Annotated in this window: 24 protein-coding genes; 15 read left to right on the forward strand and 9 right to left on the reverse strand. The window is 56.5% G+C overall.

The window, feature by feature from the left end; translation table 11 throughout:
- Positions 1–54: 54 nt before the first annotated feature.
- From EAE_RS13540 to EAE_RS13555, 4 genes are all read left to right on the forward strand, one after another.
- Positions 55–390: a DUF3302 domain-containing protein gene (locus EAE_RS13540; protein ID WP_015367844.1), complete on the forward strand. Its 336-nt coding sequence runs from the start codon at positions 55–57 to the stop codon at positions 388–390.
- Positions 390–1,532 carry an HlyD family secretion protein gene (locus EAE_RS13545; RefSeq protein ID WP_015704659.1) on the forward strand — a complete coding sequence of 381 codons (1,143 nt, stop codon included), beginning with the start codon at positions 390–392 and terminating at the stop codon, positions 1,530–1,532. Before EAE_RS13540 ends, EAE_RS13545 begins: the two co-directional genes overlap by 1 nt.
- 115 nt (positions 1,533–1,647) lie before the next feature.
- Positions 1,648–2,073 carry a hypothetical protein gene (locus EAE_RS13550; protein ID WP_015367842.1) on the forward strand — a complete coding sequence of 142 codons (426 nt, stop codon included), beginning with the start codon at positions 1,648–1,650 and terminating at the stop codon, positions 2,071–2,073.
- Positions 2,074–2,248: 175 nt separating this feature from the next.
- The gene (locus tag EAE_RS13555) at positions 2,249–2,713 is read left to right on the forward strand and encodes an RcnB family protein (RefSeq protein WP_015704660.1); all 465 of its coding nucleotides are present in this window, start codon (positions 2,249–2,251) and stop codon (positions 2,711–2,713) included.
- Between the two features lie 89 nt (positions 2,714–2,802).
- Here EAE_RS13555 and EAE_RS13560 read toward each other — a convergent pair whose 3' ends face one another.
- On the reverse strand, positions 2,803–3,393 hold the full coding sequence (locus EAE_RS13560) for a lipid-binding SYLF domain-containing protein (protein ID WP_015704661.1): 591 nt from the start codon (positions 3,391–3,393) through the stop codon (positions 2,803–2,805).
- A 236-nt stretch (positions 3,394–3,629) separates the two neighbouring features.
- On the opposite strand from EAE_RS13560, the gene EAE_RS13565 reads away from it, so the two are divergent.
- From EAE_RS13565 to EAE_RS13575, 3 genes are all read left to right on the forward strand, one after another.
- Positions 3,630–4,808, forward strand: coding sequence for a M20 aminoacylase family protein (locus EAE_RS13565; RefSeq protein WP_015704662.1), 1,179 nt, complete (start codon positions 3,630–3,632; stop codon positions 4,806–4,808).
- 19 nt (positions 4,809–4,827) lie between these two features.
- Positions 4,828–5,604 (forward strand): ABC transporter substrate-binding protein, encoded by a 777-nt coding sequence (locus tag EAE_RS13570; protein WP_015704663.1) that lies wholly within the window; start codon positions 4,828–4,830, stop codon positions 5,602–5,604.
- 130 nt (positions 5,605–5,734) lie between these two features.
- Positions 5,735–6,688, forward strand: a complete 954-nt coding sequence (locus EAE_RS13575) for an aldo/keto reductase (protein WP_015704664.1) — start codon at positions 5,735–5,737, stop codon at positions 6,686–6,688.
- Between the two features lie 114 nt (positions 6,689–6,802).
- Here EAE_RS13575 and EAE_RS13580 read toward each other — a convergent pair whose 3' ends face one another.
- From EAE_RS13580 to EAE_RS13595, 4 genes are all read right to left on the reverse strand, one after another.
- Positions 6,803–7,594 carry a MoaF C-terminal domain-containing protein gene (locus tag EAE_RS13580; RefSeq protein ID WP_015704665.1) on the reverse strand — a complete coding sequence of 264 codons (792 nt, stop codon included), beginning with the start codon at positions 7,592–7,594 and terminating at the stop codon, positions 6,803–6,805.
- A gap of 25 nt (positions 7,595–7,619) precedes the next feature.
- Complete coding sequence (locus EAE_RS13585; protein ID WP_015704666.1) at positions 7,620–8,396, reverse strand: SDR family NAD(P)-dependent oxidoreductase; 777 nt, start codon at positions 8,394–8,396, stop codon at positions 7,620–7,622.
- Positions 8,397–8,484: 88 nt separating this feature from the next.
- Positions 8,485–10,218, reverse strand: a complete 1,734-nt coding sequence (locus EAE_RS13590; protein ID WP_015704667.1) for an arylsulfatase — start codon at positions 10,216–10,218, stop codon at positions 8,485–8,487.
- A gap of 45 nt (positions 10,219–10,263) precedes the next feature.
- The gene (locus EAE_RS13595) at positions 10,264–11,451 is read right to left on the reverse strand and encodes an anaerobic sulfatase maturase (protein ID WP_015704668.1); all 1,188 of its coding nucleotides are present in this window, start codon (positions 11,449–11,451) and stop codon (positions 10,264–10,266) included.
- Between the two features lie 424 nt (positions 11,452–11,875).
- On the opposite strand from EAE_RS13595, the gene EAE_RS13600 reads away from it, so the two are divergent.
- The 5 genes from EAE_RS13600 (at position 11,876) to EAE_RS13620 (ending at position 15,764) form a co-directional block, all read left to right on the forward strand.
- Positions 11,876–12,559 (forward strand): helix-turn-helix transcriptional regulator, encoded by a 684-nt coding sequence (locus EAE_RS13600; RefSeq protein WP_015367829.1) that lies wholly within the window; start codon positions 11,876–11,878, stop codon positions 12,557–12,559.
- Positions 12,560–12,676: 117 nt separating this feature from the next.
- The gene (locus EAE_RS13605; RefSeq protein WP_015704669.1) at positions 12,677–13,870 is read left to right on the forward strand and encodes an MFS transporter; all 1,194 of its coding nucleotides are present in this window, start codon (positions 12,677–12,679) and stop codon (positions 13,868–13,870) included.
- Positions 13,867–14,982: a class II histone deacetylase gene (locus tag EAE_RS13610; RefSeq protein ID WP_015704670.1), complete on the forward strand. Its 1,116-nt coding sequence runs from the start codon at positions 13,867–13,869 to the stop codon at positions 14,980–14,982. The genes EAE_RS13605 and EAE_RS13610 overlap by 4 nt, the downstream gene beginning before the upstream one ends.
- A 116-nt stretch (positions 14,983–15,098) precedes the next feature.
- The gene (locus EAE_RS13615; RefSeq protein WP_015704671.1) at positions 15,099–15,401 is read left to right on the forward strand and encodes a type II toxin-antitoxin system HigB family toxin; all 303 of its coding nucleotides are present in this window, start codon (positions 15,099–15,101) and stop codon (positions 15,399–15,401) included.
- A gap of 3 nt (positions 15,402–15,404) precedes the next feature.
- On the forward strand, positions 15,405–15,764 hold the full coding sequence (locus EAE_RS13620; RefSeq protein ID WP_015704672.1) for a helix-turn-helix domain-containing protein: 360 nt from the start codon (positions 15,405–15,407) through the stop codon (positions 15,762–15,764).
- Between the two features lie 18 nt (positions 15,765–15,782).
- Here the strand turns inward: EAE_RS13620 and EAE_RS13625 are convergent, their stop codons facing one another.
- The 4 genes from EAE_RS13625 to EAE_RS13640 all read right to left on the reverse strand — a co-directional run bounded on the left by EAE_RS13625 (position 15,783) and on the right by EAE_RS13640 (position 19,869).
- Positions 15,783–16,337, reverse strand: a complete 555-nt coding sequence (locus tag EAE_RS13625; protein WP_015704673.1) for a DUF3156 family protein — start codon at positions 16,335–16,337, stop codon at positions 15,783–15,785.
- Complete coding sequence (locus EAE_RS13630; protein WP_015704674.1) at positions 16,315–17,814, reverse strand: APC family permease; 1,500 nt, start codon at positions 17,812–17,814, stop codon at positions 16,315–16,317. Before EAE_RS13630 ends, EAE_RS13625 begins: the two co-directional genes overlap by 23 nt.
- 374 nt (positions 17,815–18,188) lie before the next feature.
- Complete coding sequence (locus EAE_RS13635) at positions 18,189–18,554, reverse strand: cupin domain-containing protein (RefSeq protein ID WP_015704675.1); 366 nt, start codon at positions 18,552–18,554, stop codon at positions 18,189–18,191.
- Between the two features lie 13 nt (positions 18,555–18,567).
- Positions 18,568–19,869 (reverse strand): NAD(P)/FAD-dependent oxidoreductase, encoded by a 1,302-nt coding sequence (locus EAE_RS13640; protein WP_015704676.1) that lies wholly within the window; start codon positions 19,867–19,869, stop codon positions 18,568–18,570.
- Positions 19,870–20,027: 158 nt separating this feature from the next.
- Here EAE_RS13640 and EAE_RS13645 point away from each other — a divergent pair, with 158 nt between their 5' ends.
- The 3 genes from EAE_RS13645 to EAE_RS13655 all read left to right on the forward strand — a co-directional run bounded on the left by EAE_RS13645 (position 20,028) and on the right by EAE_RS13655 (position 24,596).
- Positions 20,028–21,512: an aldehyde dehydrogenase family protein gene (locus EAE_RS13645; protein WP_015704677.1), complete on the forward strand. Its 1,485-nt coding sequence runs from the start codon at positions 20,028–20,030 to the stop codon at positions 21,510–21,512.
- 328 nt (positions 21,513–21,840) lie between these two features.
- Positions 21,841–23,145 (forward strand): NAD(P)/FAD-dependent oxidoreductase, encoded by a 1,305-nt coding sequence (locus EAE_RS13650; protein ID WP_015704679.1) that lies wholly within the window; start codon positions 21,841–21,843, stop codon positions 23,143–23,145.
- 368 nt (positions 23,146–23,513) lie between these two features.
- A complete protein-coding gene (locus EAE_RS13655) occupies positions 23,514–24,596 on the forward strand; it encodes a YncE family protein (protein ID WP_015704680.1) in 1,083 nt (360 codons plus the stop codon).
- Positions 24,597–24,646: the final 50 nt, after the last annotated feature.

A 24,646-nucleotide genomic window follows, 5' to 3' on the forward strand; every position in this document is an offset into this window, starting at 1 on the left:
CTGACGCCTGTATAAAGTGAATGTGAAATACGTCACACATTCTGGAGTTATTTTATGACCCTGGATTATATTGCTTTAGCCATCCTGATTGCGGTGGTGCTGATTTTATTTTATGGAATTATCATGATCCACGATATTCCTTATGAAATAGCCAAAAAAAGAAATCATCCGCACCAGGATGCGATTCATTACGCTGGCTGGGTGAGCTTGTTCACCCTGCACGTGCTGTGGCCGCTGCTGTGGATCTGGGCCACGCTGTGGCGAGAAGACCGCGGCTGGGGAATGCAGCAGTTAAAGACCGACCAGCACGATTTACATCAGCGTCTGGATGCGATGCAGGCGGAATTAAACCGTCTGAAAAATAGCGCCGTCAATCAGGAGGGTAAATAATGGAAACGTTATTACTGCTGTGTTATGCCGCCTTGTGTATCGTGATATTTAAAGTATTCCGTATTCCATTAAATAAATGGACGGTTCCCACTGCGGTATTAGGTGGCGTGATACTGATTGGCATGTTAATCCTCGGTATGAATTATAACTTCCCCTATAGCGAAGTCGGGAAGCAGGTTTATCGCACCGTGCCCATTGTTTCGCAAACCCGCGGTCGAGTCACCAGCGTGCCGGTGAAACCAAATCAGATGCTGCATGAAGGCGACATCTTGTTCACCATCGACCCAACCCCGTTCCAGGCGAAGGTGGACGACCTGACCGCACAAGTGAAAGCGGCCAGCCAGGATGCGTTGTCGCTGGATGCGGGGTTAACCAGCGCGCAGGCTGATTTAAGCAAAGCGGTCGCCGAGCGCGACCGGGCCCAGCGTGAATACGCCCGCTTCCAGGCAGGTCATGATAAAGGGGCCTTTTCCGATCAGATGGTCGATACCCGTCGCCAGAACTGGAAAGCCTCGCAGGCGGCGGTTGACGCCGCCCGGGCAAAGGTCGCACAGGCGCGTAACGATCTCAATTCGGTGGTGCACGGCGAGAACACCAAAGTCGCTTCGCTGCTGGCGCAGCTGCGCGAGGCGCAATTTAAGCTCGATAACACGGTGGTGCGCGCGCCGTCTGACGGCTATGTCAGTACCGTCGGCTTGCGCCCGGGGACCATGTCCACCGCGTTGGGGCTGAAGCCGGTAATGACGTTTGTGCCAACGGATAATGCGAATTCACGTGAATACGTCGCCGCATTCCGTCAGAACGCGCTGCAGCGTTTGCAAAAAGGTGAACAGGCTGAATTACTGTTCCCCTCTATTCCGGGAACCGTATTTAAAGCGCAGGTCGCGGAAGTGCTGCCGGCGATTGGCGAAAGCCAGTTTCAGGGTCAGGGGACGTTGCTGACGGCCAACGATCTGGCGGCGCGCGGCCGAGCGCTGGTGGTATTAAAAGTGACCGACGATCGTCTGGCAAATTATCAGCTGCCGCAGGGCGCGGATGTCGAAGCCGCCGTCTATTCGGAACATTTTGAGCACCTGTCGCTGATAAGAAAGATCCTCATCCGTATGAAAAGCTGGGAAAGCTATCTCTATCTCGATCACTAAAACGACGGAATAGCGGTCAGGCAGTTTTAAGAACTTTTCCTAATGCCAAGCGCAGAAGCTTATGCCATGCTGAATGTGACTCGTAACATAAAGCACGCGTTAAGAGAGGAAAAATATGAAAAAAGCAATGATTGCACTATCCGCTATTCTGGTCGCTTCTCCGGTATTCGCGGCAACCACTACACATGCAACCGATGATACCGTGGCCGCAGCCCACGAAAATGCCAACACGGCAAAAGAAAAACTGCACCAGGCGCAGAATCAGGGCGAAGAGATGAAGCTCAAGTCCAAACATGCTGCTGAAGGGAAAAGCGATAGCGTCGGCAGCCAGATAAGCGAAGGCACGCAGAAAACCTGGAATAAAACCAAAGAAGGCGCCGAGAAGGGCTGGGATAAGACCAAAGAAGGTACTGAGAAAGGCTGGAACGCCACTAAAGAAGGCGCCAGCAAAGGTTGGGATAAAACCAAAGAAGTCAGCGAGAAAGGCTGGGATAAAACCAAGCAAGGCGCTGAAGAGTTAAAGAATAAAGTCTCTGAGTAATACTGACTCGCTGAGAACAAAAAAGGTCGCGTTAGCGGCCTTTTTTACGTCTGGCGCTCGCTGAAATTATTGTTTGCTGTCCTCCTGAATTAGCCAGGAATAGTCCTGGATAGGTTGCTAATCACTATTTCTCCACATTTGCAGGGTAAAAAAGAGATATATCAGGAGGTGTACTATGAAAAAGATGATTTCTCTGGCGGTTATTTTATCTTGCGTGCTGAGCGCTCAGGCTTTTGCCGATGGTCCAAATGACGGTCATCGTCCGGGGCAACAGCAGGTATGGCAGAATGGCCCGAAGCAGGGTGACCAGAATGGACACCACCAGCCGGGCGGTCCTGGCGATAACCATCAGGGCAACAATGATAGCCGCGGCCCGGACCGAAGAGGTCATGACGATCGTCGCCAGGAACGCCATGAACAGGACCATTTCGCCTGGAGGGGTAACGATTTCCGTAAAGGCCATCCGGCGCCGGAGCATTATCGCGGTGATGAATATCGCGTCAGTAACTGGAACGAACGTGGTCTGCCGCGCCCGCCGGAGGGGCATCACTGGTCTTATATCGATGGCAATTACGTGCTGATCGCCGCAGCGACCGGAATTATTACTTCAATTCTGGTAAGCGGCGCCCTCGGTCATTAAATAATGATACTTGCGGCATGGCATTCGCGCCGGGTCAGGCTAACGTCTGACCCGGCTTATTGATGCTAACTTGTACGGACCGCAGTGGATCACCTTTTATTCAGCTCGTCATCCGGCCAGTATTTATAACCGTTGACCATTGCCTGAGCCGCCAAACCTTTCTCGGTGATTTCATAAACGTTGACTTTTGACGGCAGCGAAGAGGTATCTTTCGCCACGCCGTTGGCTGACGCGCCTATCGGGGCGATGCCGTTGTCGTCATATTTCGCTGCCGCGTTGGCATCCGCGCCGACCATATAGCCTTTAGTAATGAAAGTATTCAATGCGTCTTTATCGTGGAATACCAGTACGGTACGCAACTGTTTCACGCCCATACCCACACCGGCGCCGCCCTGGGCCATTTTCATATAGGTATCTTTGCCGGTGGCGCTATTTTTCACCACGCCGTAACCGCTACCGAAGCCAAAGACTAATATCTTGCTGCTGTTACTGGCGAAGACCGCGTAGCCCTTTGAATGCTGGATATCGCTACGCGCTTCCGGGTACAGGCTATAGAGTTTACTGAGCGTGTTGGTACGCATCTTTTGGATGCTGGCGCGTTGCTGGCTGGCGGTGTCGCCCTCAGCGCTGCAGCCTGTTAGCGTCAGCGCGCAGGCAAGTAAAAGTAAATGATATTTCATGGCTGTTTATTTTTATTTAAAACTGAATTAAAGCGGGGATAGTAGAGTAAGTGTTGGTGTGTAACCCATAAAATAAACGTTTATATTTAAATTTTGCCAGTTTTAATGGTTATTGTTCTGCGATTTGTCTGTATTAAAAATATGATGGATGGTGTTCCAGCAATTAGAAATGCTACTTGCATAAACTTTGCGCCAGGATAACTTGTTAAGTTCTTAATCTATTCCCGGAGAACGGCATGTCTGATTGTGTAATTCCAGAAATTAAAGCCACGGAAGATGAAATGATTTCTATCCGTCATTATTTACATGCCAATCCGGAATTAAGTCTGGAAGAGTTTAATACCAGCGAGCTGGTTGCCGGTAAGCTGACAGAATGGGGCTATCAGGTGACCCGCGGCCTCGGTAAAACCGGCGTCGTCGGCAGCCTGAGCAAAGGCGACTCGCCGCGCACTATTGGCCTGCGCGCCGATATGGACGCATTACCGATTTATGAAACCACCGATTTACCCTGGGCCAGTACCGTACCCGGAAAAATGCATGCCTGCGGCCATGATGGCCACACCACGATTTTGCTCGCGGCGGCGAAATATATCGCCTCGCCGGCCTGCCAGTTCAACGGCACGGTGCATCTGATTTTCCAGCCCGCGGAAGAAGCCATCGGCGGCGCGGATCTGATGATTAAAGATGGCCTGTTTGAGCAGTTCCCCTGCGAACGCATCTTCGGCCTGCACAATATGCCGGGGCTACCGGTTGGCAAGCTGGGCTTCTATGCCGGCAACTTTATGGCCTCGGCGGACACGGTCAAAATCACGATTACCGGCTACGGCGGCCACGGCGCGCATCCGGAACGCACCGTCGACCCTATCGTGGCCGGCGCGGCGCTGGTGATGGCGTTGCAGAGCATCGTCGCGCGCAACGTGCCGCCGGGTGAAACGGCGGTCGTCAGCGTGGGGACTTTCCAGGCCGGCATCGCCTCGAACGTGATTCCTGAGAGCGTGGTGATGGAGCTCAGCGTGCGGGCGATGAAACCGGAAATTCGCGATCTGCTGATTAAGCGTATTCAAGAGCTGACCGAGTTTACTGCCAAAAGCTATGGCGCCAGCAGCGAAGTCGAGATTTACGACTCTTACCCGGTATTAACCAACAGTAACGAAGAGACCGATTTCGCCCAGGCGCTGGCGCTGGAAGTCTTTGGCCGCGAAGGGGTGCTGGAGTCGGTATCGCCAATGAACGCCAGCGAAGATTTCGCTTTTATGCTGCGCGAGCGTCCGGGCTGTTACTTCCTGCTCGGCAACGGTGAAAAAGGCGAGAAGGGCGGCTGCATGGTGCATAACCCCGGTTATGACTTTAACGATGACATTATCTGCACCGGCGCGACGCTGTTCGCGCGTTTAGTGCAAGCGCATTGCCGTTAATCCCTGGAGAAGACTTCGAATGAAAAAATCACTGTTGTTGTGTTTGGCATTAATGGCGTCGACGTCGGCGCTGGCCGCCGGGGCGAAAGAGATCCGTTTTGGCGTTGACCCGACCTTCGCGCCGTTTGAATGGAAAGATCCGCAGGGCAAGCTGGCGGGATTTGATATCGATTTGGGCAACGCGATATGTCAGCAACTGCAGGCGAAGTGCGTGTGGGTGGAAAGCAACTTCGACGGCATTATTCCGGCGCTGAAGGCGCGTAAATTCGACGCGATACTCTCAGGGATGTATATGACCGAGAAGCGTAAAGAGCAGATTGCTTTTAGCGATAAGCTGTACAACGGGCCGGTGTTTCTGGTGGCGCGCAAAAATACCCTCAAAGGCAATACGCCAGAGCAACTGAAGGGGAAAACCATCGGCGTCGAGCAGGGGTCGGCACAGGAAACTTATGTGAACCAGTACTGGCGGTCGCAGGGTATTAACATTGTCGCCTATCAGGGCGCCGATAGCGTCGTTCGCGACCTTGAGTCAGGTCGTCTCGATGGCGCGGTACTCTCCGGCATGATGGCCGATTACAGCTTCCTGCAGCAGCCGCAGGGCAAGGATTTCGCCTTTGTTGGCGGACAACTGCAGGATAATAAACTGTTCGGCGCCGGGGCGGCGATTGGCCTGCGTCAAGGCGACGATGCGCTGCGCGAAGAGATAAATGGCGCGATTGCGAAAATGCTTGCCGACGGCACCTACAAAAAACTGGCCGGGAAATATTTTAGCTTTGACGTTTATTCCGGGACATAATGTCAGAGTGTACCCTGCGGGCATGGACTGCCCGCCGCAAGATTCCTTTTCTGATTATCCACTCGACATCCTCTTCAGACCCCCTGCGGTTATCTGAGGGAAACAGAATATAAGCTAAGGAGTAATCGGCATGATGACACGTCCATTGGGCAAAAGCGGATTTTCCATCGCCCCATTAGTATTTGGCGGCAACGTCTTTGGCTGGACCATCGATGAGAAAACCAGTTTTGCCATTCTTGATGCTTTTGTTGACCACGGTTTTGATGCTATCGATACGGCGGATGTGTATTCCCGCTGGGCGGAGGGCAATCAGGGCGGCGAATCCGAAACCATTATTGGCCGCTGGCTGCAGGCGCGCCCTGGCATACGCGATAAAGTCAAAATCTTCACTAAAGTTGGCTCTGATATGGGGCTACCCGGCCATAAAGGATTGAAAAAAGCCTGGATCCAGCAGGCGATTGACGACTCGTTGCGCCGCCTGAATACGGATTACGTCGACCTCTATTTCGCCCACTGGCCGGATCCTGAAACGCCAATCGATGAAACGTTAGAAGCATTCCAGGCGCTGCAGCAGGCCGGCAAGGTGCGGGCGATTGGCGCTTCAAACCTCGACGCCGGACAGCTGTCATCGGCGCTGGAAGTGGCGCGTAAAGGCGGCCTTCCCGCCTGGCAGGTGCTGCAGCCGGAATATAACCTCTATCACCGCTCCGCCTTTGAAGGGGCGCTACGCGATCTCTGCGTCAGCCGCGATATAGGCGTGGTGACCTACTACAGCCTGGCTTCCGGCTTCCTGAGCGGTAAGTATCGCCAGCCGTCCGATTTAGCGCAAAGCCAGCGCGGTAGCGGCATCGCTAAATATCTCAATCCACGCGGAATGCGGATTATTGACACGCTGGTCGCGGTGGCGGAAGAACAGCAGGCGAAGCCCGCAGAAGTGGCGTTAGCGTGGCTGATGAGCCGGGAAGGCGTTACCGCGCCGATTGCCAGCGCCACCAGCCTGGCGCAGGTGGAAAGCTTCGCCCGCGCGGCGGCGCTGAGCCTTAGCAGCGAGCAGTTGGCGCGGCTCGACAGCGCCAGCGCCTGAGTCAGCCCCTCTCCCCGGAGGCGGCGCGTTGCGCCTTGTCCGGGCTACTAAATCGCACAGTGCCGTAGCCCCGGTAAGCGGTAGCGCCACCGGGGATTTTGCGGCCACGCAATATTATTCCTGATGGCGGGTGACGTTGAGGATCTTCGCGCTCGCGCCGACCGGGAAATTACTCAAGGCGCCAAAATCACTGCCCTGATAACCCATGATCTTACCATCGGTACGCATCTGCTGAAGATCGATCAAGATAGCCCCCAACGTGGGAATGATTTTCTCCCGCCAGACGAACAAATAGAGATCCTCAGCCACCTGCACGTAATGGCAGCGATCGACATCCGCCAGCCCCTTTTCCACGCCATCCAGACACTGCCAGGCGTAAAAATTATCATTGAGATAGATGTGTTCATAACGCTCGGTCGGGCTATAGGTGTACTGATTGCGCATGCCGACCAGCGCGGTGGTAAAGTCCGGCAGCGGTCCCGGCTGGGTATCCAGGCGGGCGAAGACAAATCGCGCCTCGACGGCAGTCAGCGGCAACCCTTGCTCTACCCGGCTGAAGGCGTCCAGCCGCGCGGCGGCTTCGTCCGGTAGCTGGCCGTATACCAGCGTGGCGTTGCGCTGCGTCAGGTTGCATACCGCGCTGATACTGGCGTTATCGCGCTCCGGGTCAAGAAAATCGATAAACAGAATATCGGGGCGCAGGGCGGTTGCCCGCCAGGGCGCGCGGTTGCCGTTCCAAAGCAGTGTCTGGTCATTTTCGATAACCAACTGCTGCGGCTCGCTCCCGTCGGCATAAAAGGTAAAGCGTTCGCCTGCGGGCAGACTGGCGGTGGCCAGCAGGTTGCCGTGCGGGGCGAAACCATCGGCCAGCGCGCCGACCTGGATAAATACGGCTTCTGAAGTCATGTGAGCTCCTGAGTAGAGTAGGGCGTTAAGTAAACGCCAGCGTTGGAACATCGACGATGCTGGAACCGCCATCGGCGACCAGCGTCGCGCCGCTGATGATGGCGGCCTGCGGAGAGCAGAGAAACTGACAGGCCCGGGCTATCTCCTCGGGGCTGGCGGGGCGGCGTAGCGGAACGTCGCGGCATACCCGTTGATAGGCCTCGGCAAGCGACAGCCCGTGTTCCAGCATCAGTGGAATCATCTCTTCATCCGCCATCGGAGTGGTGACCCAGCCGGGACAAATCGCATTGGCGCGGACGCCCTGCGGGCCGTAATCGCGGGCGATGGAGCGCATCAGGCCAATTAACGCGTGTTTGGCGGTGACATAGCCACAGGCCTGCGGCCCGGCGGCGAGCGAGGCGATGGAGGCGACAAACAGCACATTGCCGCGGCAGGCAATCAGTGAAGGCAGGCAGGCGCGCACGCTGACGAAAGCGCTGTTCAGGTTCGCGTCCAGCGCCTCGCGCCATTGGCGATCGCTGGTATCGGCGGCGGCGCTATTGCCCATGCCGCCGGCGCTGCAGATGAGTACATCAATACCGTGAGTCTGGTCGAGAATCGGCGGTAGCAGCCGTTCCCGCCAGACGTCGCCGTCGGCGGCATCGCCCACCAGCGCCGTCGCACCGGTTTCAACGGCGATCTTGTGTAGCGGCGCTTCACGTCTGCCGGTAATAAACACCCGATCGCCCGCCGCGCTCATCAACCGCGCGCAGGCGGCACCAATCCCGCTTCCGCCGCCGGTAATCACCACGACTCTCGCCATCCGCTCTCTCCTGTAATGGGGTTCAGGATTACCTTAGAAAGCGAGTCTACTTCCGGCTATCGCCCGGAAGAACGATAGCCGGGTTCGTTTATTTGCCCTCGCTCACAGGAATGGCTTGCGGCGCGGGCACCGGCTTCATGGTCGCCGGATCGACCGCCAGGTAGCGTCCGGTTTTGCTATCGATGCCGACATAATCGATCATCTTGCCCTGCGCTTTGGTAACCATGGTGCGCTTAGCAAATGCCTCGTAGGCGTCGATCATGGCTTTGACCCGGTCGGCATGTTGGGCCGCGATATCGTGCGTTTCCAGCGGATCGTCATGCAGGTTAAACAGCTGCCACGGCGCGTCGCCGGCGCTGAGGCCGAGCTTGACTAAGCGCCGCAGCTTCCAGTCGCCATCGACCCAGGCCGCCTGATTATGCAATTCGACGCCGTACTTCGAGCGCGGTGGCGTCTGCGTTTCACCGGTCAGATAGCGCTTAAAGCTGACGCCAATCATCGGCAATACGGGTTTCTTAGCCAGCGATTTGTTGGGATCGATGCCGGCGAATTCGTATAGCGTCGGCGCCACGTCGTACACCGCCATCGTTGAGGCGTCGATTTTACCGCGCCGGGTAATGCCGGGGCCGGAGATCATAAAGTCGGTATTGATGCCGCCCTGGGCGCTGGTGGTTTTGTGATAATTGGCGTAAGGGGCGTTGCTGACGTTGGCCCAGTGGGGGCCGTAGGAGACAAAGGATCCTTTGCGGCCCACGTTGTCATAGCTGTTATCGAACTGCTTCCAGAATTCGGGAGTAGATTCGTAATAAAAACCCTGTGCCGGGTTGGCGCCGTTATCGGTTAAAAACACCAGCAGGGTATTTTTATCGCGCCCGGTTTGTTTCAGCGTCTCCATCAGCGTGCCGATTTGCGCGTCCATATTGGCGATCATCGCCGCATATACCTGCATCACTTTCGCCGTATATTTCTGCTGCTCTGGCGTTAGCGCTTCCCACTCTTTATCCAGCTCCAGATGCGGCAGCGGGGTGTCGTCATGAATAATTCCCAACGCTTTCAGGCGGGCGATGCGCTGGCGATAGACCTCGGCGTAACCCTGCTCATACTGGCCTTTAAAGCGCTTAATCCACTCGTCCGGCGCCTGCAGGGGGTCATGAGGGGCGGTGAAAGCCAGCCAGGCGAAGACCGGCTGCTCCTTCGGCGTCGCTTTAATCCAGCTATTCATCTGGCGGGCGTAAGCTTCGCTGGAGTAAAAATCATCTGGCAGGGAGACGCGCTCGCCATCGCGGGTATAGTAAGTGTGGAACGCCTCGACGGTTCCGAGCGGTATCGCATCGTTAAAATGGCTGGTGCCGCCGCCCATAAAGGCGAAGGAGTGGTTAAAGCCACGATCTTTCGGCGTGGCGCCGGGAACAAAACCGAGATGCCATTTGCCGGCCATCAGCGTGTTATAGCCGGCATCTTTAAAGCGCTCGGCCATGGTGGTGACGCGGTCGGTCAGCCGCAGCTCGTAACCCTCCTTGCCAATGGTGCTGTCGTACCACCACATGCCGCCCATCCCGGCCTGCTGGTTACTGTTGCCGGTCAACAGCATCGAACGCGCCGGGGCCGACATCGGCGAGGTGTAATACTGGCTCATGCGGATACTTTGCTCCGCCATGGCCTGCAGGTTAGGGGTGGGGATCTCACCGCCGAAGGGGCTGATATCGGAATAACCCATATCATCGGCGATAATCACGATGACGTTTGGATGCTCATTCTGCGCGCCGTGCGCGCCGCCGGCGAGGATCATGCTGACCGCCGCGGCCATGGCTTTTTTGTTCACGACTGACTCTCCTGTTCATAGTGGGACAACCATCAGGGCAAAGGGCTACGCGGGATGCGCGGCCCCAACAAACGCGTCCCGCCAGGCTTTCAGGCCATTAAGGTCGCGGGAAAAGGGGCGTACTGGCGCGAGGATTTCGCTAAAGAAACGGTAATAACCGCCGCATAGCCGATTGTTGCCAGCGGCGTTGAGATGCGCGGGGCAGCCGCCCTGGCAGACCATTTTTACGGAGCAAGTCTGACATTCGCGACGCAGGCTTTTTTGCTGGCCGAAAGGGAGCTGAACTGAAGCGTCAACTGCGGCGGCGAGCGTCTGCTCGTCAAGGCGACCCAGACGGTGTTCGGCGTTGATCAGATGATCGCAGGCGTAAAGCTGTCCATCCGACTCCATCACCAGATTGCTGCCGCAGCGGGCGCTATGCACGCAGCTGCCGCTGGTATGGGTAAAGTACTGCGCCCACGCCTGTTCGATATTGATGACGAACACCCGCCCCATATCGCAGCGCTTTTGCCACTGTCGCCAGATACCGACCATAAAACGACCCCAGTTATCGGCGCTAAGCTGATAACCCTCGCGCAGCGCCGCGCCTTCGCTCATTAGCGGCTGGAACTGCAGATAGCGCGCGCCAAGCGTGACCACCCGGTCATAAATCGCCGCCGCGTGGGCGGCGATTTCGTTATGCACCACTACCAGCAGATTAAACTCCACCTGATGCTGGTGGAGCAGGGCGATACCGCGCAGCGCAGCCGGCCAGGAAGCCTGCCCGCGTTTATCAGGACGATGGTGGTTTTGCAGCGCTTCGCTACCTTCGAGGCTGACGCCGATAATAAAGCCATGTTCGCGAAACAGTCGACACCAGGCGTCGTTGATCAGCGTCCCGTTGGTCTGCAGGCTATTGCTGATGGTTACGCCATCAGGGGCGTAGCGCTGCTGCAGGGCGAGCGCTTTTTTATAAAAACTTAACCCGGCCAGTAGCGGCTCGCCGCCCTGCCAGACAAAGTTGATTTCCCGCGCGCTGGCGGGCTGGGCGGCAATATAGCGGCGGATAAACTGCTCCAGCCGCGCCTCGTCCATCTTCCTGACCGGCGTTTCATCCTGCGGGTAGTAGCAGTAGCGGCAGGCGAGGTTGCAGGCGGGACCAATCGGTTTCATCAGAATATGAAACGGCAGCGATGAGCGCGGTTCAACGGCCAGCGGAATTTGCTGCTGGCGTAAGGCGGCGATATTCAGCATCGGCTTATCCTCTATTAATTGCTGGCCTGGGCGGCATATTTGGGCAATAGCAAGTCAGGCGTAATCCGTTGATTAAGCCGCGGCGTTAAATTATCGACATCCTTTTTAGGGTATAAATGAAAAAATGCAAAAAACTATCGTTCTTAAGGATGAGATCGGACCTGCCAATATAAGGGTTTTTAATCCTTGCCGGAAAATAACGCGTAATGTTAATAACTTTTGTTTATGTTTTAACGCCGCTACGTTAACAGATAGCAGGTGGATTTTTAAATGCTTTAAATAACAATGTATTGATGAAAAATTTGTAATGGATATCACATTGTTAACATGTTAATGATTGTGTTACTTAAATGTGAAATGTATGCTTCATCTTACTCTGGTAATCTGCGTGTTACGCACCACCACCTTGACGGGGGGAAATATCATGTCTGCTTTATTAAAAGCCAGTCGTAATGATGCGATAATAGCCCGTTGTTTACAGACTATTTCACAGTTAATTCCACTGTCTTCAGCGGTTTTTTATCGAGTAAATAATCGTTTAAAACCTGAAAACTATATATTGCATAATATTTCGGATAATACACACCAACAATATCTGGAGAGCTTCCAGCCGTTGGATCCACACCTGCCGGCGCACTTTAGTCACCAGAGTACGACCATGGCAGCGATGACGCCGCGGCTCTGCGACCGCAACCGCCATTACTATCATGAATTTATGTTGCCGAATAACGTACGCGACATGACCGAAATCTTTATTCGCCGCGAACGGCGGATCGTTGCCGGTATCTCGCTGATGCGCGACGTGCCTTTTTCCAGCGAGGAACGGCTGCGGGCCCAGGCGGTACTGCCGTTGGTGGAATTGGCTATTCGCGATTTCCTGCAGGAAGAGGATGAACTCCCTGCCATCCTGACGGCCAAAGAGCGCGAAATCGTCGGCATGGTGCGTGAAGGCGCCAGCAATAAGCTGATTGCCCGCCAGCTGGATATCTCGCTCTCGACGGTGAAAACCCATCTGCGCAATATTTTCGCCAAAACCGAAGTCGTCAACCGGACTGAACTCGTTTCCCGAACCTGGATGCCTGCCGCTCAGCGTACGCTGCATCTGTAATCTGACTATCGCATCCCGCGCGCGCCGTGGCAGCACGGCGTTTTCCTGATGCCTGTGGGTATCACTCCCTGGATAACCGTCCGGGGGGAGGCTTTTTTGACTGGAGCACGCCCTACGATGTCGAGTACACCTCTTTCTGAAAATACCCTTTCCCGGCCTGACGGGCTGGTGGTGTCGCTGCGTTTGCTGGCGGCGATTGTTATTTTCGCCGCCATTGCGCCGGGGATTTTAATGACCGCGCCGGCGGTGGCGGCGCAGCTGGCCAGCGAATGGCACCTTAAACCAGGACAGATCGGCTGGCTATTTTCGGCGGAGCTCGGCGCGATGAGCCTGGCGACGCTCCCGGCGTGGTGGTGGATGAACCGCCTCGACTGGCGGCGGGTGGCACTCGTCGCCTGCGCGGTATTTCTGCTCGCTAACCTTGCTTCGGCGGTGGTAACTCAGTATGCGTCGCTGCTGGCGGTACGCTTTATTGCTTCCCTGGCGGGCGGCACGCTAATGATTTTGTGCATCAGCTGCGCGGCGGGAACGCCGAATCCATCGCGGGTGTACGCATTCTGGGTACTGGGGCAGCTGCTGTTAGGCATGCTTGGCCTGCTGGTGTTGCCCGGCCTGTTCGTGACCTTTGGCCTGAAGGTTGTTTATCTGATTCTCGCCGCCATCATGCTCTGCTGTTTGCCGCTGGTTTCCGCCTTCCCGTCGTGTTTTCAAGCGCGATCGGCTTCCCATCGCCAGCCGCCTGCGGCGTCGTGGCGAAAGGCGCTGGCGGTGCTCGCAGTTCTCACCTTCTATATCAGCCTCAGCGCGGTATGGACCTTTATCGGCACCATCGGCAGCGGGGCGGGGTTGAGTCCGACACAGATCGGTCTGGTGCTGGCGGCGGCGACGGTGTTCGGCATTATCGGCGCAGGCGGCGCGGCGCTGCGCGGTACCCAACGTCCGGACCGGCTGGCGGTGTGGCTGGGATACGCGCTGCTGATCGCCAGCGTGCTGTTACTGACGGGCCATCCGCTGCTGGTGCGTTACGCCATTGCGGCGCTGCTGTTTAAGTTCACCTGGACATTCGTGCTGCCCTTTATCCTCGCTCGCGTGGCCGCGCTCGATAATAACGGCCGGTTGATGAACGGCATCAATCTGGTGATCGGCGGCGGAATGGCCGCCGGTCCGGCGCTCGCGGGGGCCTTACTGCAACACTTCGCCAGCGCCAATCCGCTGCTGGCGGCGGCAGGCGCCTGCGCGCTGCTGTCGCTGATTTTGATTGCGGCGGCGTCGTCCGCCGGAAAAGGTTTAGCCAACGGGAGGATAGAGTGAAAAGAAAAACCGGTTTCTTCTTTGATGAACGTTGTTTCTGGCACAGTACCGGCCTGCACGCGGTAACGCTGCCGGTCGGTGGTTGGGTGCAGCCGCCGGCTGGCGGCGGCCATGCCGAGTCGCCGGAGACCAAACGGCGGATGAAAAACCTGATGGACGTCTCCGGGCTGACGCCGCAGCTGGAACTACGCAGCGCGGCGGCGGCGAGCCTTGAGGACCTGCGGCGGATCCATCCTGATAGCTATCTTAAACGTTTTAAGGCAATCAGCGATAACGGCGGCGGCATGCTCGGCAAAGAAGCGCCGCTGGGGCCGGGGAGTTATGAAATCGCCTGCCTTTCCGCCGGACTGGCCTGTGCCGCCGTGGAAGCGGTGTTGAAAGGGGAGCTGGATAACGCCTATTCACTGTCGCGGCCGCCAGGACACCACTGCCTGCCGGACCAGTCGATGGGGTTTTGTTTCCTCGCCAATATTCCCATTGCCGTTGAACGGGCGAAAGCGTTGCTGGGGCTCGGCAAGGTAGCGATTATTGACTGGGACGTTCACCACGGTAACGGTACACAGCATATCTATCTGCAGCGCGATGATGTGCTGACTATCTCATTGCATCAGGATGGCTGCTTCCCGCCTGGCTACTCCGGGGAGGACGATCGCGGCGTTGGCGCGGGCGAAGGTTACAACATCAATATTCCGCTGCTGGCCGGGGCGGGCGACGACAGCTGGCGCTATGCGCTGGAAACTATCGTCATTCCCGCGCTGGCGCGTTTTGAACCGGAGTTGATCATTGTCGCCTGCGGCTATGACGCCAACGCGATGGATCCATTAGCGCGGATGCAGCTACATAGCGACAGCTTCCGCGCGATGACCGAACAGGTCCAGCAGGCGGCGGATCGACTATGCGGCGGGAAACTGGTGATGGTGCATGAAGGCGGCTACGCCGAGTCCTACGTGCCGTTTTGCGGCCTGGCGGTGATGGAAACGCTGAGCGGGGTGCGCACCGAGGTTCAGGATCCGCTGCTGGAATTTATTCAGCAGCAGCAGCCGCGCGCCGCATTCGCGCAGTTCCAGCGCCAGGCCATCGATCGGCTGGCGCAGCAGTTTGGTCTGCTATAAACCACCTCAGCTTCCCCGCGGTGATGGCGGGGAAGGGCAAGACGCAATGTGGCTCAAAAGTCCCGTTTCGGGACTTTTTTCTTTACCTGGTCCCGAATTGGGACTAATATCCGTCCATGAAGATAATCTCAGTGAAAGTACTCAGGGATTTCTGGGCGGAGAATCCCGACGCGGAACAACCGCTAAAGGCTTGGGTGGACGAGTCAATAAAGGCTGACTGGAAAACCCCGGCGGAGATTAAGGACCAATACCGCAGCGCAAGCATATTGAAAAATAAGCGGGTGGTATTCAACATAAAGGGAAATGATTATCGGTTAATTGTAGCTGTTGCTTATCTGCGGGGATGGATGTTCGTTAAGTTTATCGGAACGCATAAGGAATATGACGTGATAAACGCTGAGACGATAGAGAGGAAGTAAATAATGAATATTAAGCCTATCCGCACTGAACAAGATTACGAAGCCGCGTTAAGCGCGGTTGAACCTTTTTTTGATAATGAACCAGCACCTGATACGCCAGAGGGCGATTTTTTTGAGGTGATGTGCTTGCTCATTGAAGAGTATGAGAAAAGGCACTATCCCATCGAGCCGCCCACCCCCGTTGAAGCCATAAAATTTCGCATGGAGCAGCAGGGGCTTACCGTAAAAGATCTGGAACCAGCAATTGGTAAATCTAATCGCGTCTATGAAATACTCAATGGCACGCGGAACCTGACGCTCCCGATGATTCGCCGGCTTCATGCACAGTTCGGCATTCCTCTGGAGAGTCTGATCGGCGCGTGATGTCATGGCAATAAGGTCTTAATTATTGATCTTCTCAACCATCCACTGACTTATCGCCTGATTAATCATCGCCAGTACGCTGAGCAGCAGCATCCGCTGCTGCGCTTCGAGCTTCAGATAACGGCGCAGCGGCGGCATTTTACAGACCACTTCGCTGGCGGCCCAGGGTTCAATGCAGCAGCGCCAGCCGCTATCGTCAAAGGTCAACGAAAAGCGGCGGTAGTCCAGCTCGCTTAAGGTCTGTTGGAGATTAGGAAAACCATTGAGATAGCCGGCGAGTTCCGCGCTCTCTTTACTGCCGATAAAATGGATTGGCAGGCGTTTTAGCCAGCCGGATTGGTGGGCGCGGATCTTGCCGCGAGCGGGCCGGGTAACCGGCCCCTCGACGACAAACTCGCAGCTGTGAATGCTGGCCATAAATAGCCGCTTCTGGCGCACGCTGAAGGTGACGGCGGTGACGTCGTTTAGCCGCAACATCGCGCTGCTTTCGCTCAGTTTTTCGCTCGGCCAGCCCGCTAAGTCGCGCTGCACCGCGTTCATTAATGGCGTTTCAAACCAGGGGACGGAGGACATCAGGCGTCATCTCCCCGCGGGTCTGTTTCTCGTAATTGCCGATAGCGCGCTCGACCACCTCTTCCACCTCCAGCGGCTTGAACGGATTAACGCGCTGTACGCACAGCGTCCAGAACAGGGCATAGGCGGCGGTCAGGCCGAGCATAATCCCGAACGGCACCAGCACCTCGCGGCTGTCCATCCCCGGTGGGGTAATATTCACGATCGCGATGATAATTCCGACGCTGGAGATAATCTGCGGTAGCGGGAACCACGGCGAGCGGTAGGCGCGCGGCAGGTCCGGGCGGCGAATGCGCAGCATCACCACCGACAGGGTGACCAGCAGATAGGCTACGCCCCAGGCGCAGACCGCGGCGAGGATCAGCGGCACGATGCGGTCCAGATCGCCGTTCAGGTACCAGGCGTGCAGGCAGGGAATGGCCACGCCGATGGCTATCGCGATCACCGGTGTTTTGAAGCGCGGATGCAGCCAGGTAAGAAAACGCGGCAGCGCGCCGTCCAGCGCCATACCGTAAATAATACGCGGCACCGCGGCCATCAAAGTATTAATCGTCGCGCAGCCCGCCAGCAGCAGGCCGACCCCGAGCCAGTACTGGCCGGCGTGGCCCATCACCCGCTCGGCGAAGGCCGGGATCGCCATCGGCGTGTCCAGCAGATGGACGTTATTCGCCGCATCGATCACCACGTTTTCCACCTGGCGGTTAATCGCCGCGCCGTAGATAAACATGCAGCTGGCGACGCCCAGCAGACCCAGCGCCATCGCCCGCGGAATGGTGCGGTGGGCTTTTTTGATTTCCGGCGCCATCGGCGTCACCAGTTCGCAGCCGACGAACATAAACATCGCCATGCCGATATAGCCGAACAGGCCGGAGATATCGCTAACGTTCAGCGGCGTGCCGAACCAGCCGGAAAGGTGAGTCACCGGCGCCATAAAAATGCCGCACAGGCCGAAAATGGTCAGCGTCGTCCACATGCCAAAGGTGAGCACCACTTCGACCTTGCCGAAAATTTCCACGCCAATGGCGTTCAGCAGGCCGAAAATGACCACCATACCGACGCCGACCATCCAGGTGTTTTGATGGGCGGCCATCTGCGCGTTGACCGATTCGAAGTTCACCAGCGCCATAATGCCGGCGAGAATGGTCTCCGCGGTGCCGGCGAAGATATGGACGATAAGATAGGCGCACAGCGCGCCGGTAATGGCGAAGAAGCGGCCCATACCGCAGGAGATATAGTCGTACACCGAACCGGTGGTGGGGATTAACGTCGCGGCTTCAGCGAAGGTAGTGACCTGCGCCTGCATCATAATAAAAGCCAGCAGTACCGCCAGCGCGAAGGTGTCGCCGCCCATGCCGAATCCGCTGGTGACCGTCAGGATCACCGGGCTTGCCATAATCAGCCCAACCGAGCTGGCGAGGGTCGTCGGAAAGCCGACGACGCCGCGTTCAAGATGGCTGGCGAGTCTGTTACTAAACATAGTCAACCTCTGCACAATGTAGGGGAGGGCAGGGAATAGCCAGCGCCACTCCCGGATAGTCATAATTTAGGCGGGCATCCTGCTCAACGAATATCGTCCGGAAGGTGGAGAGCAACGGGTGAATCTGTGACGTAGTCCATGAATGTGGCGGTTGATAAATAAAATAGCCCCGGAAAGCGGGGCCATCTGTCTTGCCACGTTGCGCGTATTTCTGCCGGGCGGCGGCTAGCGCCTTACCCGGCCTACGGTCCGTGCGGCCTGCCTTTAATTTGGCCTCAAAATCCCCGGTGGCGCTGCCGCTTACCGGGGCTACAGCGCTGTGCGATTTGGTCGCCCGGAGAAGGCGTAATGCGCCGCCGGGCATTATCAGCGTGTTAGCGCGTCTCGACGTTCGCCAGATAGTGTTTGACGAAACGCGGGGTGAGGATTTTCCACTCCACTTCGGTGCCCTGTTTGACAAACCAGCTGTCCCCCGGCGCGAAGCGCTGCGGCTCGCCGCCGGCGACGGTCAGTTCAACTTCGCCCTCCAGCACGGTGGCGTGTTCGGTAAACGGATAGGTCATGGTAAAGCTCCCTTCGGTGGACGAAAACAGTCCGCAGGTAAAGGCGTCCTGCGGCTCGCCGTAGATCATCGCGCCCGCTACCTGCGGGTCGCCGACGGTCGGCGTCGCGCCGAGCAGGCTGACGCTGCCGATCGGCTGTAGTTCAGGTACCGGGTGTTTGAGTTTAAAAGCGTGCATAGCGTTCTCCTGATTAACTCCGGCCTTTCCAGAAACCGGCGGTTTGATGCATCAGTTTTCCGGCGGTGACTAATAGCAAGCGCAGGCTGTCACGGCCGTGGATGGTCGCGTGGGGAATGCTGCTTAGCAGACGATAGCGGTCGGAACCGCCATTCATCCCTTCGGCGAGGATTTTGCACACGATGTGCGAGGGGGTGACGCCGAAGCCGGAGTACCCCTGGACGTAAAAGACGTTGTTATGGTCGCGTAAGGTGCCAATCTGCGGGAACAGGTTGGCGCTGCAGGCCATCGGCCCGCCCCAGGCGAAATCGATCTTCACATCTTTCAGGTACGGGAAGACCTCCGCCAGCAGCGTACGATTCCAGGCGGCGAAATCGTTCGGCGTATACTCCAGGAAGCGGGTGGCGCTACCAAACAGCAGGCGGTTTTCACGAGTGACGCGGTAGTAGTTAATCACCGGGCGAATATCGCTGAAGGCGCCGCGCAGCGGGCTGATGCGCTCGATCAGTTCATCGGAGAGCGGCTCGGTAGACACCTGATAGGAGTAGGTGACCAGCGTTTTGTTGTAGATCTCCGGCTCCATATTGTTGAGGAAGCTGTCGCAGGCCCACAGCAGTTTTGCGGCTTTAACGCTGCCCATCGCGGTGCGCACCTGCACCTGTTTGCCGTAATTCACCTCTACTACCGGTGAGGATTCGAAAATCTTCACCCCCAGAGAATGCGCGGCCTGTGCCGAACCAAGCAGCATATTGAGTGAATGGATCTGCCCGCCGCCCATATGTTTCAGCGCGCCGCAGTAGACCTCGGAGCCGACCACCTGCTGTACCTCTTTCCCGGTATACAGTTCAATCTCTTCATCCGGGGTAGCGGCTTTAAACTCCTTTTCCCACTGGCGCAGCGTTTTAAGCTGCCGCTGGTTATAGGCCAGGTAGCCGTAGCCGGGTACGAAATCGGCGTCGATGTTGTATTTGCGGATGCGTTCGCGAATGATACCCGCGCCGAGATTGGCGATTTTAAACAGCGTTTCCAGCCCCTCTTTGCCGACGTGTTTTTTTACCGCTTCGATATCGTGGCCGATCCCGGCCATCACCTGGCCGCCGTTGCGCCCGGTGCCGCCATAGCCAAGATGGCGCGCTTCCAGCACCACCACGTTGGTGATCCCCTGTTCCGCCAGTTCCAGCGCGGTGTTAATGCCGGAGAAGCCGCCGCCGATAATCACCACATCGGCTTCGATATCTTCCCGCAGCGCCGGAAAATGGAGCTGGTATTTCTTCGTCGCGCCGTAGTAGTTCAGCGCATCGATTTTAATATTCATCGCGTTACCCTGTCGTCTTGCCTGGCTCAATGTCCTCATCACAGCACGCCGCGCGGGCGTTGAATATCGTCCGGAAGAATGACGTTCTTTAGAACGATGGGCGGCGCGGCGCAACCGTGCTGTGATGGGCTAACTTTGCTGAAAAACGAGTGCTGACGATGAGCGAAATAACCTTACTGGCGGAAGTGACCGCCTTTTTACGCCAGCCGCACGGGCAGTTTATTGCCGGTCATCGGGAGGCGGGCCACGGCGCGCCGTTCGCGGTGATAAACCCGGCGACCGGAGAGGCGATTGCCGAAATCACGGCGGCGGATGTCGGCCAGGCGGACCGAGCCATGGAAAGCGCCCGCCAGGCGTTTAATCAGTGGCGCGAGATGCCGACGCTGGCGCGCGGCGCGTTGCTGCTGAAACTAGCGGACACGCTGGCAGAGCATCGCGAAGAGCTGGCGCAGTTGGAAAGTCTCTGCTCCGGTAAAACCATCATGCTGGCGCGAATGCTCGAGCTGGATCAGTCGGTGGCGTTTTTGCGCTACTTCGCCGGCTGGGCGGGGAAAATCACCGGCGAAACCCTGGATGTCTCGCTGCCGTCGATGGCCGGGGAGAAATATACCGCCTTTACCCGCCGCCAGCCGTTGGGCGTGGTGGTCGGCATCGTACCGTGGAACTTCTCGATTATGATTGCCATCTGGAAGATGGCGGCGGCGCTGGTCTGCGGCTGCACTATCGTCCTCAAGCCGAGCGAGTATACGCCGCTGACGCTGCTGCGGGTGGCGGAACTAGCGAAAGCGGTAGGTATCCCGGATGGCGTCATTAACGTGGTCAACGGCGCCGGCGGCGAGATTGCCCAACGCCTTATCACGCATCCGGCCTGCGCCAAGGTGAGCTTCACCGGCTCGGTGGCGACCGGGGAAAAAGTCCAGCACTCGGCCAGTGCGTCAGGTAAACGGGTTACGCTGGAGCTGGGCGGTAAAAACGCCGCGCTGTTTCTCGATGACCTGACGCCGGAGGCCATGGTGAACGGCATTATCGAAGCCGGTTACCTCAACCAGGGGCAGATTTGCGCCGCCGCTGAGCGCTTTTATCTGCCGCAGGGCAAACTGGATGCGGTGCTGGCGCTGCTGAAAGACAGGCTCAGCGCTTTCGCGCCGGGGTCGCCGCTGGATGAACAAACGCTGATGGGGCCGCTGGCCAACCGCCAGCAGTATGACAAGGTCTTGCGGCTCATTCAGACCGCACGCGAAGAGGGGGATACCATCGTCTGCGGCGGCGAAGCGCTGCCCGGCGAGGGCTATTTCCTGCAGCCGACGGCGGTTAAGGTGCGCAGCGAAGAGAGCACCCTGATGCGCGAGGAGACCTTCGGCCCGGTATGCAGCTTTATTGGTTATCGCAGTGAAGAAGAGGCGCTGGCCCGAATTAATGCTTCGCCGTATGGACTGGCGGCCAGCGTCTGGTCGGATAATATCCGCCAGGCGCTGCGCTATTCGCAGGCCATTGACGCCGGGATCGTCTGGGTCAACATGCATACCTTCCTCGACCCGGCGGTGCCGTTCGGCGGCATGAAAGGATCGGGTATTGGCCGTGAGTTTGGTAGCGCGTTTATTGATGATTATACTGAACTTAAATCGGTGATGATGCGTTATTAAACCACAGGAATACCGGGATGCCGCTAATCACCATTAATTAGTGAAATATAAGACTTGCTGGTTATTATTATCTAATCCACCACCAGGCCGCCAAATAATAATTTGGTGGCCTTTTTGTTTACCTCGAATATACGTGCAGGAAAATTACCCGGAAACTTGTACAATAATATCCCGATTAAAAATTGCCGCCAATTAAATTTGCGATTACCAATATGCACCGCGTCATCATCTAATGGATGTCTGGCATTTTATTGTTTGGATTATTGTTAACTAAAAATTATTTAGAGTGTTTTTAATTAACATTTAATTAATTATTTTGGAGGTCACATTGACTACGCCATTAAAAGAGATCGTTATTGTCGGCGGCGGCGCCGGTGGGCTGGAGCTAGCGACCCAACTGGGACGTAAATTAGGGCGCCGAGGGAAAGCGAATATCACTCTCGTAGACCGCAGCCAGAGCCATCTGTGGAAGCCGCTGCTGCACGAAGTCGCCACTGGTTCGCTGGATGAAGGCGTGGATGCGTTAAGCTTTCTTGCCCATGCCAGCAAACACCACTTTTCCTTCCAGCACGGTTCGGTAATGGATATCGATCGGCAGAATAAAACGATTACTATCGCCGCGCTGCGGGATGAACAAGGCGAGGTGTTGGTGCCGGAGCGTAAATTATGTTGGGACACTCTGGTAATGGCGCTGGGCAGTACTTCCAATGATTTCAATACGCCGGGTGTTAAAGAGCACTGTATTTTTCTCGACAGTTCTGAGCAGGCAAAAGTATTTCATCAGCAAATGCTGAACCAATTTCTGCGCTATTCTGCCGACCCTCAGACGTCAGGTAAGGTCAATATTGCCATTGTTGGCGGGGGCGCTACCGGGGTTGAATTATCTGCCGAATTACATAATGCGGTAAAAGAACTGCGTAGCTACGGTTATAAAGATCTGACCAACGAAGCGTTAAATGTCAGCCTGATAGAAGCCGGCGACGGTATTTTACCTGCGCTGCCAAAACGGATTTCCAGCGCTGTGCACGAAAAGCTGACCCAACTTGGCGTGAATGTGATGACCAATACCATGATCACCGGCGTTGAAGAAGGCGGCCTGCATACCAAAGATGGCCAGTTTATCGAGGCGAGTTTAATCGTCTGTGCGGCGGGGATAAAAGCGCCGGACTTCATGAAGGATATTGCCGGGCTGGAGACCAACCGTATTAATCAACTGGTGGTGACCCCGACGCTGCAAACCACGCGCGACGCTGATATTTTTGCTTTCGGCGACTGCGCGGCGTGCCCGCGTCCGGAAGGTGGATTTATTCCACCGCGCGGCCAGGCGGCGCATCAAATGGCGCTCTTCACTGCCGACAATATTATCGCCCGGATGAAGGGGCATAAGTTGAAATCGTTCTCCTATCGCGATCGCGGTTCGCTGGTTTCGCTCTCCGGCTACACGACCTTTGGCAGCATCATGGGGCATCTACCGATCGGCCCGATGATGGTCGAAGGCCGTATTGCGCGGATGGTTTACGATTCGCTGTATCGGATGCACCAGGTGACGCTGCACGGTTATTTAAAAACCGGCCTGATGATGTTGTCCGGCGGGATTAACCGGATTATTCGCCCGCGCCTGAAATTGCATTAAGCGTGCTAAGCCGCCCTTCGCAAGAAGCGTGCGGCATAGCCTCCTGTCGCCCGGATAAGGCGTAGTGCCCCGCTATCCGGGTATGTATCGATCCCGAAGTTTCTTTCTTCCCCTATCAATCCGCTATTCCACGTTAAATAATCAGCAGATTATCTTTTTTGCCCGCCGGGGGTTGCCTGACACCTGATAATGCGTATAGTTCTCATTCTCTTTTTTGTTCGCAGGCTAAGCAGGGATCGATCTGCGCCAGTGAGTCGTTCACAAGGAACAGCAAAGGCGTAGGGTGACGCAAAGACAGCAGGCCGGAAACACACAATATCGGCCACTGCGCGACCACCGGGTCATTGATTTTTTATAGGGTTGTTCCAATGAAATACACTCTTCCGGCGTTGGCGCTGGCCATCAGCGCGACGTTAGGCGGCTGCGCGACTCACCATTCCGCTGCCGTCGCGCAACCGGTTGTTAACTCTCCTGCGGCTAACGTGGCGCAACCGCTGCAGCGCCAGCTAGCGGAAGGGTTGTACGAGATGGCGCTAAGCCCGCAGGGTGATGCGCTGTACGTCGCCAGCGCCGAAGGCTTTAAAGATGTGCAGGGCGGGGCGGTTTACAAGCTGGATCCGCAAACCCTTAATACCATCGGCCTGACGCATACCGATCTGAAAAACTTCGCTTTGCAGCTCTCTGCGGATGGTAAAACGCTATACGTCAGCAATTCGCTTGACGGCGGCATCAGCGCTATCGACACCGCCACCGGCAAGGTAAAAAACCGCCTGCTGTTCAGCGAGCGCAATGAAAAAGGGTTCCCCTATGGGGCGCGTCAGCTGCTGCTGTTAAATAATACCCTCTACGTTGGCGCGGTCGCCGACCCGGCGCAAATCTGGGTGGTTGACGCCGCTACCATGAAGCTGAAAACGCGGATTAAAAACACCGGTAAATGGATGACCGGCCTGCACTATTCCGCACAAACCGGGCGCGTATACGCCGCCAACGGCAGCGGTGAAATTCTGGTGATTAACCCGCGTAACCAACGCATTGAACAGCGCTGGAAGCCGCTGGGCGACAAGCCGGCGCTGCTGCTTAATATGGCCGAAGATAGCGACACCGGTCGTCTGTTCGTGACCGATAACTCGAAAGCGAAAACCACCCTGGTGCTGGATATCCACAGTGGCAAACTGCTTAAACAGCTCGAGGTCGGCGATTCGCTGGCGGTGCAGTTCAATGGGAAACGCCACGAAATTTATATTTCACAGCGTGAATCCGGCAAGGTTATCAGCCTTGACGACAGCCGCTACACGCTGAAGAAAAGCTGGGCGCTGCCGGCCAATCCCAACAGCCTGCTGCTTTCCGCCGATGGTCAGACGCTGTTTGTCACCGTCAAACAGCCCTTCAATAAAGACCACTCCACTAAAGGCCCGGACAGCGTCGTACGCATCGACCTGAACGAGCAATAAAAATAACTGGCCCGGCGACGGGCCCTTTGATCCATTTATCCTCATCCATG

Origin of the sequence: Klebsiella aerogenes KCTC 2190 (assembly GCF_000215745.1) — a bacterium.
In the GTDB taxonomy this organism is placed as follows: Bacteria; Pseudomonadota; Gammaproteobacteria; order Enterobacterales; family Enterobacteriaceae; genus Klebsiella; species Klebsiella aerogenes.